The following is a 16302-nucleotide window of genomic DNA, read 5'->3' as shown; positions in this document are numbered from 1 at the left end:
CACACCTACAGCCATACTCGTTGGGACAACCATTGGTGCGGAGAGGGGTCTTTTAATCAAAGGTGGCGATGTTTTGGAGAAAGTACACCTTTTAGGCACTGTCGTTTTTGATAAAACTGGAACTCTGACGACAGGTCATCCTACTGTGACGGATTGTATCCCTGAGCGCATTGGGCATCGGGAATTGGGCATGGGGAATAACTCACCCCAATCTCTTATCCAAATAGCCGCCGCCGTGGAAAGTGGAACGATTCACCCACTTGCAAAAGCAATTGTACAAGAAGTACAAAAGCAAGAGTTGTCAATCCCCAATGCTACGGATTTTCGTACAGAACCAGGATTCGGCGTATCTGCTGTTGTGGAAGGCAGTTTAGTGCTTTTGGGTAATAGCGACTGGCTGCACTGGCATGGAATTGCGATCGGCAAAACTACAGCACAACAAGCTCAAACACTAGCGGCAGATGGTAAAACAGTTGTTTTTATAGCAGTTGAAGGCACTGTCGCTGGACTCATTGCTGTTCGGGACACTATAAGACCAGATGCTCAGGCAACAGTAGACAAGTTGCGCCAAATGGGTCTGCGGATCATGATCTTAAGCGGTGATTCACTAGAAGCTGCAACTGCTGTAGCCAATCAACTAGGACTCTCAAGCGCTGATGTTGTGGCTGGTGTCCCTCCCGCTAAGAAGGCATCTGTCATTCAAGAGTTACAGGAGGGAATAGGGAGTAGGGAATTGGGAGTAGGGAATAGTTTTCCCAATCCAAAATCCAAAATCCAAAATCCAAAATCCCTAATCGCTATGGTAGGTGATGGCATTAACGATGCCCCTGCTTTGTCTCAGGCAGATGTAGGAATTGCATTACACTCAGGAACAGATGTTGCTATGGAAACAGCTGAAATTGTCTTGATGCGCGATCGCTTAATAGATGTGGTTGAATCCATCCAACTCAGCCGCGCCACTTTCCGTAAAATCCGTCAGAACTTATTTTGGGCTTTTGCTTATAACACACTTGGGATTCCTCTAGCCGCTGGTGTTTTATTGCCTAGTTTGGGTTTTGTCTTAAGCCCCTCTGGTGCAGCTGCATTAATGGCTTTTAGTTCAGTAAGCGTGGTCACAAATTCTTTATTGTTAAGACGTTTTGCTCATCATTTCTGAACTATAACTGTAGAGGTATGATTTGAAAATACCAATGCTGAATTGAGGAGTGTGTGACAAGGTCTCACGATTACCAGGCTCACACAAGGAGTCAAGAGTAGAACATTTCGTTCTACTCTTTCAGGTGACAATACAATATAACAGTGTAAGTACTATCAAATTACTACTATAGATTATAGTTTGGGGTAATGACAGAAAAAAATACTCAACAAATTTTTATTGGTAACAGTCCATCTGATTTTAAAAACGTGTCAATGGTAGCAGAAACTAATGAAAGTCATTTACTGATCATAGAAGACGACCAAGGACGTAAAGAGTTCACTTTAGACCGTCCTACTTATTCTATTGGTAGAGATCGGGAGTGCGATATCCGCCTTGTGTCACAATTTGTCTCGCGCCGTCATGCCACTCTCGTTAGGCTAGAGCGTAATGATAAAAAACGTGGCTACTATTACCGAATTGTCGATGGCGACGCCAAGGGCAAAACTAGTTCCAACGGTTTGATGATTAACGGTCGCAAAATTCCAGCTCACGATCTTAAAAATGAGGATGAGGTTGTTTTTGGCCCGCAGGTTCGTGCCATTTATTACCTACTACGGGATAGCATGCGCTCTACGGGACAGACAGATGCTAGCGAGTATGATATTACACTAATTAATCCTGGAATGACTGAGGATATGGAAGACTAATAACTGAACTGTTGCCAGAAAATTTTTACTAGCTTGTACGCTTTATCAAGCATTTTGCTACAAGCTAGCTAACTGAATTGCTAGATAGCCAGTACAGAAATCATAAAAACCCGGTTTCTTCGAGTTGAGCATAGGAGATATCAAGCTTGACGACAGAGAGAAACCGGGTTTTTTGCCTCCTTTTTGACTACTGTACTGGCGCTCTAGATCGATCGCAAGCGTTATCAGCGCTGACGCTCTAACCAGCAAGGCTTTCTATAAGGTGCCAATGGCGGCAATGTTCAATCTCCTGTTTGATAAACTCAAACATTTGTCGGCAGTGATTATCCAGTTGGAGAGGTAGTTCCTCGTTTTTAATCACAATGCTCATCCGCGTCTCTGTTTCAGTGGCTGAAGTTTTATCAATCAACGCTTCCACCGTCACTAATTTGGAAAAAGGTACACTACCAGGAATTTCACGTGCCATTACGTAATCAGATGTATAATATTGTACCTCCAAATTACAATCTTGTAGAAGTTCTACCATTAATGGCTGAAGATGGTTGAGAGCAACCGAAAGAATAAATGAACAGGTATAGCGAGCCATAATAGCCCCACGCCTTGCAACACTCCGTCCATCCTATAATATCCAACTACCCAATAGGCAAGTTATTACAAAAATAGGGAATGGGGAGTGGGGAAGGTGGGGCCCCTCTGGGGATAAGGGGTAATGGGGAGTAGGGAGTAGAGAATGGGAAACAGTCATTGCTAATTGCTAGTAAAATAGGGTTCTGGTGAAGACTTGTAGTTAATATAATAATGAAAGTAGCGATCGCTGGAGCAACAGGATTTGTGGGTAGTCGTTTGGTAGAACGACTCCAGAAAGAGGGTATAGAAGTGGTTATTTTAACCCGTAGCGCTTCCTTTGCCCAAAAGGTTTTTCCATCTACAGCTTTTCCAAATGTGAAGGTGATTACATACACACCCACGGCATCCGGTTCTTGGCAAAGCGCCATTGCCAGTTGTGATGGGGTCGTTAATCTTGCAGGAGAACCTATTGGTGAAGGGCGTTGGACTTCAGAACGCAAACAGGAAATCTTAAACAGCCGCAAGCTTGTGACACAAAAAATTGTAGAAGCCATAGCTAGCGCTAACCCTAAACCCAATGTGCTAGTTAATGCCTCAGCAATTGGTTATTATGGCACGAGTGAAACTGCTACTTTTGATGAAACTAGTCCACCAGGTAATGATTTTCTTGCCCAAGTGTGTCAAGCTTGGGAAGCAGAAGCACAAAAAGTCACAGAAGTCGGCGTGCGGTTAGTTATTTTACGCCTAGGCATTGTTTTGGGTAATGGTGGTGCCTTAGGTAAAATGATTACTCCATTTAAACTCTTTGCGGGCGGTCCTATTGGCAACGGTCAGCAGTGGTTTTCTTGGATTCATGTAGATGATATTGTTAACTTGATGGTACAGGCTTTAACCAAATCTAATATGCAAGGAGTTTATAATGCCACTGCTCCTTCCCCAGTACGCATGGCAGAACTCAGCACAACTATGGGGCGAGTGATGAATCGTCCCTCTTGGTTACCCGTACCTTCCTTTGCAATAGAAGCCCTTTTAGGAGAAGGCGCAATGGTTGTTCTAGAAGGTCAACAAGTCCTTCCCAAACGCACTCAAAGCATTGGTTTTCAGTACAAGTACCCCTCTGTGGAACCTGCACTCTTCCAAATTTTGAAGTGAGTTGGGCATTGGGCATTGGGCATTGAAATTTATATTTCCCTACTCCCTACTCCCTACTCCCTACTCCCTATTCCCCTTCTCACCCAACTGATAATTCCACTGATGAGAGCACCAGCCATTAGGATGCCAATAGCTGGATTAAATACGGGTTGCCATAGCTTGTACCATAAATCTAAGCCCAGTGGCACTCCCGTTGCCTGACCGATGGCGGCTACTGCTAACCATGCAAAGCCAAACAAGACCAGAAATACGTCCGCAACTAGAATAAAGTTGAGCCAGGTTAAAAATTTATCTTTCATAAAAAATTGGGGAGTAGGGAATGGGGAGTAGGGAATAGGGAATAAGGAAGTTTCACCACTCACCACTCCCTACTCACTACTCCCCTAAAAAGTCATTCTTTTGCAAATAACCAATCTTTAACTTTTCTCAAACTTTGCCAATCTGGTTTTCTGCTTAAGCCATCTTCTATGCTGCTTTTGATTTCCTCTTGCCAGTCAGGATTTACAAAAATCAACTGATGTGCAAACTCAACGTGCTCGCGCAAACCTTTTTGACCCGTTTCTAACATTGCCACTGCAAGATTAACCCTCGCTTGAGGGTCTTGGGGATTCAACTTTACAGCTTTTTGAGCGGCTTTGAATGCTGCAGTCGCTTTGTCATCTAACAGATACAGCCATGCCAAGCAAGTCCAAGCAGGGCCATTTTTGGGGGCGCGATCGCAAATTTCTTTAAACACAGGTATTAAAGTCTCTGCTGATTCTCCAGCTTTATAACGTTCCAATCCTGTATCAAAAAGGGTTTCAACTGTTTGAGTCATTTGTCACTGGTCACTGGTCACTGGTCACTGGTCACTGGTTATACGCCAAAGGATTTCCCACAACCACAGGTTTGGTTAGCGTTGGGGTTGGAAAACTGAAAGCCACCACCAATCATGGCATCGCTATAATCTAGTATTAAACCATAGAGATATAATAAGCTCTTGCGATCGCATACAATTTTGAAGCCGTCATAATCATAAACTTCATCGTGGGGGGTAATTTTGCTGGAGTCTTCAAAATCCATCATGTAAGACATCCCAGAACAACCGCCTTGACGAACTCCCACCCGCACACAAAGGTCTGTACCTTGTCTATCTCGCAAGAATTTTACCTGTTGCAGTGCGGCATCGCTGACTTGAATTCCAGTTTGTTGAGGCTGAATTGCTTGTGTCATCTTTTTGTTTAAACTCCTTACCACCTTTTAGCTTAACCATACCGCAGCAGAGTGAGAGAATTAAACCGACATCCTGCCGCCGATGTGGGTTTCTTAAAAGTTTTTGCTTCTATTGTAGCGATATTAGTGCCACAGGTTGGCAAATTGTAAATACTCCGTTAAAAGCACGCAAAGATTTTTATTCTAGAATTGAGAGATTCGGTATGTAAAAATTCAGTATTTTTGAAATTTATGCTTTGTAACAGTTTTCATTCGCAATCGCTCTTCACAAATAGCCAGGGCTTTTGACTCTGGGTAGTTGTGTGACCCCAAAATTGTTTTTTTATTATTTTTTTGATGAAATGACTCTATGACAAGTTTTAATCGCTCTACCAGTCGTCGGCTGAAGAAATTAACTCAAATTCCTTCTGTATGGGAGGGCGATCGCCGTCCGTTGTTATCATCGCCTGCCCAAAACCCGGACACGGAGGTTAAGGGTGAGTGCATTTTGTGGGTAGATGGCACGCAAGGTATTGTTCGGGGGATGGACGTAGTAGCACCAGAAACTGGTCCGGAGGCAGTTGTTCGTACCTTAATGCGAGCAATGGAGCATCCTCACAGTCCTGCGAAACCTTCTCGTCCCCAAAGAATTGTTGTTAGAGACAGAGAAATTCAATTCTACCTGCGCGGAGTTCTCCAAGATTTAGACATAGCAATAGAATATTCACCAGAATTGCCGTTAATTGACGAATTATTTCGTGGGTTTGCCGAGATTTTGGATAGCCAAGTTCCTGACTTACCCCCACAGTACGTACAAGTGCTGCGAGAAAAAGCATTTGCCATTTGGCAAGCAGCCCCTTGGGACTTTTTAGAAGAACAGCAAATCTTATCTATTGAGATTAACCAGTGGGATGTCGGAACTCTCTATGCCAGCGTTATGGGGATGCTGGGTATGGAATACGGAATTTTACTGTATCGTTCAGAAGAATCGTTAAAGCAGTTTCGAGCAACAGTTTTAAGAGATGATGAATTACAGGGGCATTTAGAAGAAGCTTTTCTCAAGCAAGATTGCCTGTTTCTCACCTTTGAGAGTACTGATGAAATAGACGATGAAGATGATGAGTTTTTCGACTTGGCAGATTTGCCACTTTCAGAAATAGAACCCACCTTTGGCAATATTCATCCATTAGAAGGGCTGAGATCGGTTTTGTATGATGAAGAGGCACTCGTCGTCTTAGTAGCTTTAGAAAGCTTATACCGCTTTATTCGGGATCACCGTCGCCAACTGAATGATGACACTTTCCCCACCCTCAACCGTCGCTACCGCATTGCCCTTCCTGAGTCATCAAATGATGACCCAACAAAGTCAATTTCTGTTGTTGTCTCTACCATGCCACAATTAGCGGACGAGTTAGAGGAGATAGCAGGTTTCGATCTTGAAGATGAAGATGACGATGACGATGATGAGACAGAAGATATGTCTCTGTTCCAGTCATTACGAGATGATGTGATACCAGAAGACTCATTCGTTAGTTTAAGTGTTGTATCTTGGGAAATATTCGATGACTTGCGGAAGGGATCGAACTACCATAAAGTTGCGGAAATGACACAAGCAGGCGATGGATTACCCGTGATATTAATTCAAACATCCCGTCCTAAGGCAAAGACTCTAATTGAGAACATCGAACAAGCAGGTGGACTGAGAGGGATCGGTTTTAATCCGGGTGCCGATCCGTTGGACGATCAAGATTACGATCTAGGTTTGTTACAAACTGAAAATGACGAGTTGATTTTGTTTGGTGAGTTTGAGGATGACGATCCCATACACATAGAAGACCGACAAAAGTGGAATCAGCGATGTAAGAATACTAAGGGATACTGCGGTTTGATTATTGCCAAAGGATTAACAGGAGCTTCTCGTGGTAATCCCCAACCACGCGATATGATGGCTTTGTTTGAAGCACGATTCCTTTCACCCAAAGATATAGGAATCGGTACTTTGCAACTTATGCCTCAACTGCAATTTGAGTGACTGAAAGATTGGAGCAAGGATGAAATTTTTTATCCTCTCTGATACAAGTTACCAAATTTGTCTTATTTTAATCGAACACAAACCCGGTTTCTTTAAGAAACCGGGTTTGTTTCTAAGGAAGATCTCCTACTCCCTACTCCCTTTTTCAAGCTAGCTAATCACGGGAAAATCCCTCTTTCCCCACTCCCCACTCCCTATTTTCAAGCTAGACTTATGAGTGAAAAGATTTCATTAAATATAAGTTGAGTTTGGTTTGAGCAACCGTAGAAATTCTGATTAACGATGTACAACTTAATTCATGAAGATAAGTAAAATGAATTTTAAATACTTGTTTCGAGTCTGGAAAAATTTCGTAAATAATCCTAAATAAAGAAGGTTTAATTTTTTTAACAAATATTGTAAAGACTAAGTAAAGACTTAATATCTTTAATAAAAGGATATACAATGTGGTAATCAGATACCTTAATTTGTACATTATTATGGCAGTTCATGATATTTATTATGGATAAGTAAGAAACCTTCTAAAAGAAGAAGTTGTGCTGAAATGCTTTCATAAATATCTGTGTTTCCCAATACAATATGCCTATCAACTATCTATGGAGAATGGTTATGAATATGCGTTCGTGTAACGGAGAAAGTACTTGTCTGATGTGTTCCGCTCAATTGTAAATGAAGAAGAAATGCAGTAACACTCTCGCAAACCATAAACATTTGTTGTGGTTGGCTCCTCCATAAACCAGCTTCTAGATGCCATACTTCCGGGTTGATGGCATATCTTTTTTTTACAAGGTGTTCGGCTGAATACTCTTAACTCATTCAAACGATGTATCAAGACTCACAATACTGAAATCTGTTACTTGCTTGACAGAAGGTTTTGTTATCAAATTTATACAATTTCTTCATCAAGCGAACACAGCCTGTTGCTAACTTTATTCCATTGGCAACAGGTATACTTTATTTTCACACTTTGTTAAAGCAATCAATTGTTGTACTCTTTATACTCTATCGAAAAATGAAGGATACATTCACAAAACCAAACAAAGTTTTTAGTCTTTACCAAATTACTTGTTTCGTGACAAAAACTCTGATAAGTTATCCTTTTCATCTCTAGTTGTTCCCTTTGATGATGTTAATAACCAGCAAATACAACAATAAAATGACAAATAAAAAATGGGCTGTAAAACGTATCACTGTCAATTTAGCGACGCAGGAGGCAGAAAAACTGGAAAAGTATTGTCGTCAGACTGGTAGACCTGCTACGGACGTGATTCGGGAACTTATCCGAGCCTTGCCAGTTAGCGATGACTCCAAAGATGCGACTAACAACTAATACAAAGTTCGTTAACGGTTAGCAGTTAACTCATGCCAATTTGAAAAAAGAATGCGACAGATAGTGAGGTGAAAGTCAGTCTCGGTAAGGCTTTCTCAATCCAAAATCTAAAATCCAAAATTCAAAATGGTATCAGTTGGTATGAGTCGCAAATTCCGACACCAACCCAGTTACAATTTGTAATGAAACTGAGAAGGAAAAACGGAATGCGTGTTGCAATCATAGGTGCGGGACTTGCTGGACTAGCAACCGCTGTAGATCTAGCTGATGCTGGGTGTGAAATCCAGATTTTTGAGTCCCGTCCGTTTGTTGGTGGAAAGGTTAGCAGTTGGGTTGATGGCAATGGCAACCATATTGAAATGGGGTTGCATGTCTTTTTTGGCAACTACTATCAATTGTTGGAATTGATGAAAAAAGTCGGGGCGCAGAATAACTTGCGTCCAAAAGCTCACACCCACACTTTCATCAATAAGGGGGGAAAGACGGGAGAGCTAGATTTTCGCTTCTTTATGGGTGCGCCAATTAACGGATTAAAGGCGTTTTTTACAACTTCCCAACTTTCAATATTGGATAAGTTGCAAAATGCGGTGGCTTTAGGAACTAGCCCTATAGTTAGGGGTTTAGTTGACTTTAATGGCGCAATGCAAAATATTCGTAACTTGGATAAGGTCAGCTTTGCCGATTGGTTCCGCAGTCACGGTGGTAGCGAGGGTAGCATCAAGCGGATGTGGAACCCCATTGCCTACGCCCTTGGCTTTATTGACTGCGAAAATATTTCTGCCCGTTGTATGCTTACTATTTTCCAGCTATTTGCTGTGAGGACAGAAGCGTCTAAACTGCAGATGCTGGAAGGTTCTCCCTATGAGTACTTGCATAAACCAATCGTAGAATATATTAAAGCTAGAGGGACGAAGATTTACACGCGCCGTCAAGTGCGGGAAATCAAGTTTGCTGAGGAAGGAGAACACACTCGTGTCACTGGTTTAGTAGTGGCAAATGGTGATACAGAAGAATTGATAACTGCTGATGCCTACGTTGGTGCTTGTGATGTTCCCGGAATCCAACGAATGTTGCCTGAGTCATGGCGCAAGTGGTCTGAGTTCGATAATATATACAAATTGGATGCAGTGCCAGTTGCAACCGTCCAACTACGGTTTGATGGCTGGGTAACGGAATTAAATGATGCGGGTAAACGCAAACAGGTAAATCTTGCAGCAGGAATTGATAATCTGCTTTATACAGCAGATGCTGATTTTTCGTGTTTTGCCGATTTGGCTTTGACTAGCCCAGCTGATTATTACCGGGAAGGACAAGGGTCTTTGTTACAGCTTGTCCTGACACCGGGAGATCCTTTTATTAAACAGAGTAATGAAGCGATCGCGTCCCACGTTCTTAAGCAAGTACATGAGTTGTTTCCCTCATCACGAGAGTTAAATATGACCTGGTATAACGTGGTCAAACTGGCACAGTCTCTCTACCGAGAAGCACCGGGAATGGATGTTTATCGTCCCCAGCAAAAGACGCCAATTCCTAACTTCTTTCTCGCAGGGAGTTATACACAGCAAGATTATATCGATAGTATGGAAGGTGCTACAGTTTCAGGCAGGCGTGCAGCAAAAGCGATTTTGGAGAAACACTGACCAGTGACCAGTGACCAGTGACCAGTGACCAGTGACCAGTGACCAGTGACCAGTGACCAGTGACCAGTGACCAGTGACCAGCAAAGAGAAGAAAGGCGTAAACAAATAATGGCAGATTGGTTAGAACACAGCGTGCAGGTAGAAGTAGAGGCTCCTATTGATTTAGTGTGGAGTCTCTGGGCTGATTTGGAACAGATGCCACGCTGGATGAAGTGGATTGAGTCTGTTAAAATTCCGCCGGATAATCCAGATATATCTTTGTGGACATTAAACACTGGTGGTTTGGAGTTTACTTGGAAATCTCGGATTCTCAAGGTTGTTCCAAACCAAATCATTCAATGGGAATCTGTAGATGGGTTGCCAAATCAGGGAGCAGTGCGTTTTTACGATCGCCACGGGAGTAGTATTGTTAAACTTTCTGTTGCCTATGCTATCCCCGGTATTCTTGGGAAAATCATGGATAATTTATTTTTGGGGCGAGCAGTGGAATCGACTCTAAAAGCGAATATGGAACGCTTTAGAGAGCATGCACTGAAGGCAAAATCTTCTTGATGGCTAATTGCTAATTGCTAACCTGTATCAAAAGCGATCGCCTCACACTCAGGTGATAGTATAGTTCATTGTTACTAAAACTGAGTTTGAGTGAACCAAAATCAACCACAAGAGTATCAGCCATCGCTTTCTGGTGCAGGTGGTAATTGGCAAGTTATTGATGAAGTTGTTGACCCAAAAGTGGTAAAGCAGCAGGACGGCTTATCTTGTGGACCAGCCTGTGCTGAAATGTTACTAAAAGACCGTGGAATCAATGTTAATCAGACTATGATTGCCGAACATACAGGAGTTCCCCTAGATAGTCGAACTCTTGCTCTTGTGCTTAACGCTCTCGACACAGAAAGTTCCCGAAAATGGATGGGTGGTTGTCTCACCATTCCTGGAGCGACTGAATCTCAACTTTTAAACACTTTAAATACTACAGGTTCTTGGGCCGCTTTACTAAAACAATTGAGACCCTTGGTTAAACTATCTCATGTAGTAATTGTTGATGGTATTGACAATACTGGCTATATTCTGATTCGTGACCCTTGGGAAGGGACAAGATATAAAATGAGAAGAGAAGACTTTCTCTTCCATTGGACTACCGACGCAATTTTTTCCATAATAGAACCATGAAAATTCAAATACTTACAATTGAGGCAACTCTAGAAAAAGGAACATTCAAAGTGGTGGTGTTAGTAGGAGAAAAACAGCACAAATTTACAATGAAAGTTGAATCAGTAACAGTTGCTAATCGAGAGGTTCAAGTCACTAACGGTGACGACAATTTCTCAGAAGTTTTCCGATTTAACCAGATAGGAGCTAGTGATATATGTAAGCTGGTCGCAAAAATTTACAACAATCAAGTTGTTGAATTGCCAGCAGATCTAGGAGAATTTTATCTCGAAAAAACTAAATCAGCCTTGCTTTAACAGATTAAGTTATTATTTGCTTTCGCACGCTTTGAGCAATTGCCTTTTCAGATGTTAATAAATGAAAGTGAGGACGGGATTGCGCTAAATAAAGATACACTCTCTACACTCATATCAAATCATCTCTGATAATTAAGAACAGTAAAATTGAGGAGAGCTTATGAATACTCACCTATCTTTTCAAACGATTATAGAATCGATTGAGGCACTCTCAGAAGAAGATCAAGCCTTATTATTTGCTCAAATTCACCAACGAAAAGTTGACAAGCAGCATCAGGAAAATGGTAGTGAGGCAGACAAATCTACTAAATCAGATAATCCTTGGATAAGAATTGCTGGTAAGTATCAGGACGATTCAGACTATGATGAGGTGGATAAACTTGTATCAGTGCTTATATGAAAATACAGCCTTTGTCAGAAAATAATACATAAGCTGTGCCAACAGCTAATTGCCATTAGCAATTAGCCATTAGCAACTACCAAGTAGGATCGCTAAACAAATTAATCGTCAACTGTTCGCGATCCGGTGGAACTGCACTAATACAAGCGCGAATGGTATCTCCATCTTCGATATCTACAGCGCAAGCGAAACACGATCCCATCAGACAACCGGTAGGAATAAATACACCAGCCCGATCTGCGACATCAAGCAGTGGTTCTCCCACTTTGGCATCTACTGTGACATTATCAGGTAAAAAGCGGATGCGAACAGTCATGGCAACTACCTTAAGACAAAAACGCTGTTAAGTCTAAATGGCGTTCAACTTCTATGGCAAGGGAGTCTAAAAGGCTCTCCCTTTGTTCCCGGTAGTTGGCAACGCCCGTAGGTAAAGATTTTAGTCCCCTTTGTTGGCGCAGGCGATTTAACCAAGCACGTCGCCAAGGACCGTTGTCAAATATACCATGGAGATAAGTACCCCAAACTGATAGACAACTATCTACTAACCCTAAATTAGCATCATCAAACAGAGGATGGTATGCTTGAGGATCTACTCCTTGAGTTTCTGTACGCGATCGCCCTTGATGAATTTCAAACCCGACAACGGGTAAGCCCATTTGCGGGTAATTTGATGACACTTGTCGTTGGCGAGCGATTTTTTGTCCTGTAATCACAGTTTTGATGGGTAGTAAATTTAATCCTTGGTATCTACCCGCTTGTCCTTCTATCCCTTCTGGATCTGCAATCATTTGACCTAGTATTTGATATCCTCCACATATACCCAAAACTGTACCCCCTGCAGCTGCATAGTGCTGAATTGCTTCTGCCATACCGCTTTTTTGCAGTATTAACAAATCGGGAATTGTCGTTTTTGTACCTGGAATAATGATTGCATCGGGATGTCCCAAATCTTGCTTGGGGCTTAAATATTTAACTGTAACTGTAGGTTCCGATTCTAAAGGGTCAAAATCTGTAAAGTTAGAAATTCTAGGTAAGCGTATAACGCTGACATTCAGTTCTGTATTCGATTTAACCACTCTGCGATCTAGCAAATCGAGGGAATCTTCAGCAGGATATATATGTTCTAGGTACGGAATCACTCCCACAACAGGGATACCAGTCCGTTCCTCCAACCACTTTATCCCAGGTTCGAGAATCGATCGCTGCCCTCGGAACTTGTTAATAACAATACCCTTAATTAATTGGCGTTCATCTGGTTCCAATAATTCCAAAGTTCCTACGATATGGGCAAAAGCACCGCCTCTGTCAATGTCCACAACTAATATAGCGGATGCATTTAAGTGTTTTGCCACCCGCATATTAGTTAAGTCACGATGTTTGAGATTAATTTCTGCTGGGCTTCCCGCACCTTCGCAAACGAGTAAATCAAATTCTGTACTTAAGTGCTGTAACGATTCTTCAATTGCTCGCCACCCAACATCAAAATATTGTTCGTAGTAATCTGAAGCACTCACTCTACCCACATACTTACCCTTGATGATGACTTGAGAAGTCATATCTCCTTGGGGCTTTAATAATATTGGGTTCATTTCTACCCAAGGCACAACGCCTGCTGCCCATGCTTGCACTGCCTGAGCATAACCAATTTCGCCACCATTAGGGGTCACATATGCATTTAAAGCCATATTTTGACCTTTAAAGGGAGCCACTCGCCAGCCACGGCGTGACAACATACGACAAATAGCTGCAGTTAACAATGATTTTCCTGCGTGGGATGTCGTACCCAATACCATAATTGCTTTCATAAGTCAACGGTCAATAGTAAATGGTTAATAGTCAATGGTCAATAGTCAATAATCAATGGTCAACTGACTATGACTATTGACTAAACACCAATACAGTCGGGTAGCAATGATAAAGACTTCATGAAAGAAGTTACAGCTTCCGTATTTATTGTTCCCCTCTACCCCAAACAATTAACAGTGACCAGTGAAACAGTGACCAGATAACACCCATACTTAAGAGTAGGGGATTTCAAAAATGAATCAATTTTTTTTCATAAATAAATTCAGGAACTTGTATCGTATTGGTTACTGGTCACTGGTCACTGGTCACTGGTCACTGTATTACAAGGGTAACCTCAACCAACGAATTGCAGTATTGTAAAGGCGATCGCTCCATGAAGGAGTCCGCCAAGGTTTCTGGTGGCATTGTTCTACTAACTGACGACCCAAGGGAGTCAGGCGGAAACTATCTGTAATTCCCTGACCATCCACTTCTCGGCGTAATACACCCACTTGAATCAGCCATACCAGATCGTTATCTGTAGACAATTCTAACGCATAGCGTTTTGTAAAGCCTTTTTGAACACCTGTACTACCAATCATCTCACTTAGTGCCACACTGCGAGAGAGCATTGTTTTAAACAAACTAAGATGAAATGGAGAACACACGAGCGCTCTCTCTGCTCGTTCTAAAGTTTTACGAGGATAGGTCAAGATTTTTGGGCTTGGGGAATTGGCAACAGACATTCTTGCTCTCTCGATCTATTTTTTTACTGAGAGATATCTAATCGCTACAACACAAGCAGCACTAGACGACTAGTTTAAGAGATACTCACATTTTATCTTACTACAAAGGGTAGCAGAGAACGCTCTTCAAGCCCATTTTCTCGTTACAGATAAAATTATTACTAAGCCTTATCACTTTTACTTAAAAAAAATACATAAAATTTGTTACAATGACCGATGCTAGGAAAAATAACCTCTGTATTTAGGAGAGATACTAAAACTATGCCTTTAGCAGTTGGTAACGATGCACCGAACTTTACCGTTAAAGACACAAACGGCAACACCGTTTCATTGTCTGATTTCAAGGGCAAAACAGTGGTTTTATATTTCTATCCCAAAGATGACACCCCTGGTTGCACCAAGCAAGCTTGTAGTTTTAGGGATGCCAGCGCCGATTATCAGGGGAAAGACGTGGTAGTTTTGGGAGTCAGTGCTGATGATGAAGCCTCCCATCAGGCATTCACCCAAAAATACAATCTAAATTTCCCCCTACTAGCTGACACCCAAAAAACTCTCATTAATGCTTATGATGTCGATGGCGGCGGTTATGCTAAACGCGTTACCTACATCATTGATGGTAACGGCAAAATCATTCACGTTGATTCTAGTGTAAATACATCAACTCATGCCAGTGATGTTTTGACTGCATTAGGGTTGTAGAAAATTTTCTTGTAAAGACTAGCCATGCTAGTCTCTACAAGGTCTGTTGCTGGGTATTTTTATTTTATAGACCTGGTCACTGGTCACTGGTCACTGGTCACTGGTCACTGGAAGGGGTTTGTTTTGTGGTTGTGTACCTTGCTGCTGAAGCAATTGTTCCTGCTTTTTTCTAAATGCCGCAGTTGCATCGTTTAGTTGTTGGTCTTGCTGTTGAGAATCCCAATTACTACCACCTTGATTAAACCGATGAATGAGATCGAAAAGACCCATATTATCGACTTCATCGGAACGAGGTCCCAATGGATCGTTACCCCGTTGTGGATCGAGATCTTGCAAAATACTTCTTCCCGTATCAGCTAGGGTAGGCTGTTGTCCTAGTATACTAGTAAAGCTCATTCCTGCGAAAGCAATCGCAATCAGCCCTTTAATTGGTAAAGACAGCGTTTTCATAAAGAGTGTGAAGTATGAAGTGTGAAGTATGAAGTGTGAAGTATGAAAGATTAGTATCTTATCTTTTATCCTTCATCCTTTAACCTTCATACTTTTTATCTTATGCCAGAGTTTGTCGCAATCGGGGTTGAATACTCAATAATGCGACAATAGAGAAGCCAAACAATACCAGTAATGCACTGCCAAAGGTAACATTACCCCAGAAAGCGTGCATGACCACACTGTTTAAGCCCCAATCTTTATGGACGTATAAATAGCGAATTGGTTCAATCGCGTAACTGAGGGGATTCAGAGCAGCGACAACTTGTAACCATCCCGGCATAAATGATAAAGGAGCCAATGCTGTACTGGCAAACAACAGTGGTAGATTACTAACAAAAATAACTGCAATCAGTTCAATGTGTCCGGGTAACGCAAAAGCTAAACCCAAGCTGATAGCAGTTACACCCAATGCAAGCAAGAAGACAATTAAGGTGATAACTCCCAACCCTGCTGCATCAGGTACGCCCGCACCTAGAAAAGCAGCAGCAGTAACAATCACAGCTGCTTGTATCAAGCTTTGGCTAATGATAAAGATTGCGGAAGCTAAAACGATCGAAAACCGAGACGCTAGGGGTGCAACTAACAACCGATTCAAAAAACCAAATTCTCGGTCAAACATTACAGGTAATCCGGCATTTAGCGCTCCGGCAAATGCGGTAAAGACAATAACACCCGCACTTAAAAATTGACCGTAATTGGTGGTATTGCCAAAAATACCTTTTGGTGCATTTTGGAATAATGCACCAAACAGTACCAACCACATCACTGGCTGAATAATTCCTGCAACCAAAGTTGAGGGACGCCTAGTAAGCTGAATAAATAGGCGACGAGTTAAAGCCAGCGTTTCTTGAACAAATTCGTTGAACACATTGGGAGACGCATCGGCATAACTTTGAGGTGATGCGACTTTTTGCCAGTTGATATCGGATTTTGGAGGTAAGACAGTGTCACTCATAA

The 16302-nt window shown here is 42.0% G+C and carries 20 protein-coding genes; 11 read left to right on the top strand and 9 right to left on the bottom strand.

Going from position 1 to position 16302, the window contains the following annotated elements:
* Together WA1_RS60270 and WA1_RS26230 are read left to right on the top strand one after the other, a co-directional pair.
* Positions 1 to 1156, top strand: a 1156-nt coding sequence (locus WA1_RS60270) for a heavy metal translocating P-type ATPase (protein WP_272819232.1), incomplete at its 5' end; no start/stop codon positions are given.
* Positions 1157 to 1344: 188 nt separating this feature from the next.
* A complete protein-coding gene (locus WA1_RS26230; RefSeq protein ID WP_017746910.1) occupies positions 1345 to 1845 on the top strand; it encodes an FHA domain-containing protein in 501 nt (166 codons plus the stop codon).
* Between the two features lie 238 nt (positions 1846 to 2083).
* Here WA1_RS26230 and WA1_RS26225 read toward each other — a convergent pair whose 3' ends face one another.
* The gene (locus WA1_RS26225; RefSeq protein WP_017746911.1) at positions 2084 to 2431 is read right to left on the bottom strand and encodes a hypothetical protein; all 348 of its coding nucleotides are present in this window, start codon (positions 2429 to 2431) and stop codon (positions 2084 to 2086) included.
* Positions 2432 to 2643: 212 nt separating this feature from the next.
* Here WA1_RS26225 and thyD point away from each other — a divergent pair, with 212 nt between their 5' ends.
* Positions 2644 to 3564 (top strand): thylakoid membrane protein ThyD, encoded by a 921-nt coding sequence (gene thyD, locus WA1_RS26220; RefSeq protein WP_017746912.1) that lies wholly within the window; start codon positions 2644 to 2646, stop codon positions 3562 to 3564.
* Between the two features lie 53 nt (positions 3565 to 3617).
* Here thyD and WA1_RS26215 read toward each other — a convergent pair whose 3' ends face one another.
* The 3 genes from WA1_RS26215 to WA1_RS26205 form a co-directional block, all read right to left on the bottom strand.
* Complete coding sequence (locus WA1_RS26215; protein WP_026135054.1) at positions 3618 to 3863, bottom strand: hypothetical protein; 246 nt, start codon at positions 3861 to 3863, stop codon at positions 3618 to 3620.
* Between the two features lie 92 nt (positions 3864 to 3955).
* Positions 3956 to 4381 carry a hypothetical protein gene (locus tag WA1_RS26210; protein WP_017746914.1) on the bottom strand — a complete coding sequence of 142 codons (426 nt, stop codon included), beginning with the start codon at positions 4379 to 4381 and terminating at the stop codon, positions 3956 to 3958.
* A 38-nt stretch (positions 4382 to 4419) separates the two neighbouring features.
* Positions 4420 to 4776: an iron-sulfur cluster assembly accessory protein gene (locus WA1_RS26205; RefSeq protein ID WP_017746915.1), complete on the bottom strand. Its 357-nt coding sequence runs from the start codon at positions 4774 to 4776 to the stop codon at positions 4420 to 4422.
* A 349-nt stretch (positions 4777 to 5125) separates the two neighbouring features.
* Between WA1_RS26205 and WA1_RS26200 the strand changes: the two genes are divergently transcribed.
* From WA1_RS26200 to WA1_RS26170, 7 genes are all read left to right on the top strand, one after another.
* Positions 5126 to 6787, top strand: a complete 1662-nt coding sequence (locus tag WA1_RS26200) for a DUF6930 domain-containing protein (protein ID WP_017746916.1) — start codon at positions 5126 to 5128, stop codon at positions 6785 to 6787.
* Between the two features lie 1156 nt (positions 6788 to 7943).
* Positions 7944 to 8117, top strand: a complete 174-nt coding sequence (locus WA1_RS26195; protein WP_017746917.1) for a ribbon-helix-helix protein, CopG family — start codon at positions 7944 to 7946, stop codon at positions 8115 to 8117.
* A 206-nt stretch (positions 8118 to 8323) separates the two neighbouring features.
* Positions 8324 to 9757 (top strand): 9,9'-di-cis-zeta-carotene desaturase, encoded by a 1434-nt coding sequence (gene zds / locus WA1_RS26190; protein WP_026135055.1) that lies wholly within the window; start codon positions 8324 to 8326, stop codon positions 9755 to 9757.
* Between the two features lie 108 nt (positions 9758 to 9865).
* Positions 9866 to 10309 (top strand): SRPBCC family protein, encoded by a 444-nt coding sequence (locus WA1_RS26185; RefSeq protein ID WP_026135056.1) that lies wholly within the window; start codon positions 9866 to 9868, stop codon positions 10307 to 10309.
* Positions 10310 to 10399: 90 nt separating this feature from the next.
* On the top strand, positions 10400 to 10927 hold the full coding sequence (locus WA1_RS26180) for a C39 family peptidase (protein WP_017746920.1): 528 nt from the start codon (positions 10400 to 10402) through the stop codon (positions 10925 to 10927).
* Positions 10924 to 11223 carry a hypothetical protein gene (locus WA1_RS26175; RefSeq protein ID WP_017746921.1) on the top strand — a complete coding sequence of 100 codons (300 nt, stop codon included), beginning with the start codon at positions 10924 to 10926 and terminating at the stop codon, positions 11221 to 11223. The genes WA1_RS26180 and WA1_RS26175 overlap by 4 nt, the downstream gene beginning before the upstream one ends.
* Before the next feature lie 160 nt (positions 11224 to 11383).
* Positions 11384 to 11623 (top strand): hypothetical protein, encoded by a 240-nt coding sequence (locus WA1_RS26170; protein WP_017746922.1) that lies wholly within the window; start codon positions 11384 to 11386, stop codon positions 11621 to 11623.
* Positions 11624 to 11699: 76 nt separating this feature from the next.
* Here the strand turns inward: WA1_RS26170 and WA1_RS26165 are convergent, their stop codons facing one another.
* The 3 genes from WA1_RS26165 to WA1_RS26155 form a co-directional block, all read right to left on the bottom strand.
* Positions 11700 to 11939 carry a 2Fe-2S iron-sulfur cluster-binding protein gene (locus WA1_RS26165; protein WP_017746923.1) on the bottom strand — a complete coding sequence of 80 codons (240 nt, stop codon included), beginning with the start codon at positions 11937 to 11939 and terminating at the stop codon, positions 11700 to 11702.
* Between the two features lie 10 nt (positions 11940 to 11949).
* Positions 11950 to 13428: a cobyric acid synthase CobQ gene (gene cobQ, locus WA1_RS26160; protein WP_026135057.1), complete on the bottom strand. Its 1479-nt coding sequence runs from the start codon at positions 13426 to 13428 to the stop codon at positions 11950 to 11952.
* Between the two features lie 321 nt (positions 13429 to 13749).
* A complete protein-coding gene (locus WA1_RS26155; protein ID WP_017746925.1) occupies positions 13750 to 14154 on the bottom strand; it encodes an Npun_F0494 family protein in 405 nt (134 codons plus the stop codon).
* A gap of 261 nt (positions 14155 to 14415) precedes the next feature.
* Here WA1_RS26155 and WA1_RS26150 point away from each other — a divergent pair, with 261 nt between their 5' ends.
* Positions 14416 to 14853, top strand: a complete 438-nt coding sequence (locus WA1_RS26150; protein WP_017746926.1) for a peroxiredoxin — start codon at positions 14416 to 14418, stop codon at positions 14851 to 14853.
* A gap of 90 nt (positions 14854 to 14943) precedes the next feature.
* On the opposite strand, the gene WA1_RS26145 is transcribed toward WA1_RS26150, so the two are convergent.
* Both WA1_RS26145 and WA1_RS26140 read right to left on the bottom strand, forming a co-directional pair.
* Complete coding sequence (locus tag WA1_RS26145; protein WP_017746927.1) at positions 14944 to 15303, bottom strand: hypothetical protein; 360 nt, start codon at positions 15301 to 15303, stop codon at positions 14944 to 14946.
* 100 nt (positions 15304 to 15403) lie between these two features.
* On the bottom strand, positions 15404 to 16300 hold the full coding sequence (locus WA1_RS26140; protein ID WP_026135058.1) for an ABC transporter permease: 897 nt from the start codon (positions 16298 to 16300) through the stop codon (positions 15404 to 15406).
* Positions 16301 to 16302: the final 2 nt, after the last annotated feature.

Origin of the sequence: Scytonema hofmannii PCC 7110 (assembly GCF_000346485.2) — a bacterium.
GTDB lineage: Bacteria > Cyanobacteriota > Cyanobacteriia > Cyanobacteriales > Nostocaceae > Scytonema > Scytonema hofmannii.
This window is presented reverse-complemented; position numbering and strand designations above follow the sequence as displayed.

Bases quoted from the DNA above. Each gene is read 5' to 3' on its own strand.
- WA1_RS26230 (WP_017746910.1), top strand. From the start codon at position 1,345: ATGACAGAAAAAAATACTCAACAAATTTTTATTGGTAACAGTCCATCT.
- WA1_RS26225 (WP_017746911.1), bottom strand. From the start codon at position 2,431: ATGGCTCGCTATACCTGTTCATTTATTCTTTCGGTTGCTCTCAACCAT.
- thyD (WP_017746912.1), top strand. From the start codon at position 2,644: ATGAAAGTAGCGATCGCTGGAGCAACAGGATTTGTGGGTAGTCGTTTG.
- WA1_RS26215 (WP_026135054.1), bottom strand. From the start codon at position 3,863: ATGAAAGATAAATTTTTAACCTGGCTCAACTTTATTCTAGTTGCGGAC.
- WA1_RS26210 (WP_017746914.1), bottom strand. From the start codon at position 4,381: ATGACTCAAACAGTTGAAACCCTTTTTGATACAGGATTGGAACGTTAT.
- WA1_RS26205 (WP_017746915.1), bottom strand. From the start codon at position 4,776: ATGACACAAGCAATTCAGCCTCAACAAACTGGAATTCAAGTCAGCGAT.
- WA1_RS26200 (WP_017746916.1), top strand. From the start codon at position 5,126: ATGACAAGTTTTAATCGCTCTACCAGTCGTCGGCTGAAGAAATTAACT.
- WA1_RS26195 (WP_017746917.1), top strand. From the start codon at position 7,944: ATGACAAATAAAAAATGGGCTGTAAAACGTATCACTGTCAATTTAGCG.
- zds (WP_026135055.1), top strand. From the start codon at position 8,324: ATGCGTGTTGCAATCATAGGTGCGGGACTTGCTGGACTAGCAACCGCT.
- WA1_RS26185 (WP_026135056.1), top strand. From the start codon at position 9,866: ATGGCAGATTGGTTAGAACACAGCGTGCAGGTAGAAGTAGAGGCTCCT.
- WA1_RS26175 (WP_017746921.1), top strand. From the start codon at position 10,924: ATGAAAATTCAAATACTTACAATTGAGGCAACTCTAGAAAAAGGAACA.
- WA1_RS26170 (WP_017746922.1), top strand. From the start codon at position 11,384: ATGAATACTCACCTATCTTTTCAAACGATTATAGAATCGATTGAGGCA.
- WA1_RS26165 (WP_017746923.1), bottom strand. From the start codon at position 11,939: ATGACTGTTCGCATCCGCTTTTTACCTGATAATGTCACAGTAGATGCC.
- cobQ (WP_026135057.1), bottom strand. From the start codon at position 13,428: ATGAAAGCAATTATGGTATTGGGTACGACATCCCACGCAGGAAAATCA.
- WA1_RS26155 (WP_017746925.1), bottom strand. From the start codon at position 14,154: ATGTCTGTTGCCAATTCCCCAAGCCCAAAAATCTTGACCTATCCTCGT.
- WA1_RS26150 (WP_017746926.1), top strand. From the start codon at position 14,416: ATGCCTTTAGCAGTTGGTAACGATGCACCGAACTTTACCGTTAAAGAC.
- WA1_RS26145 (WP_017746927.1), bottom strand. From the start codon at position 15,303: ATGAAAACGCTGTCTTTACCAATTAAAGGGCTGATTGCGATTGCTTTC.
- WA1_RS26140 (WP_026135058.1), bottom strand. From the start codon at position 16,300: ATGAGTGACACTGTCTTACCTCCAAAATCCGATATCAACTGGCAAAAA.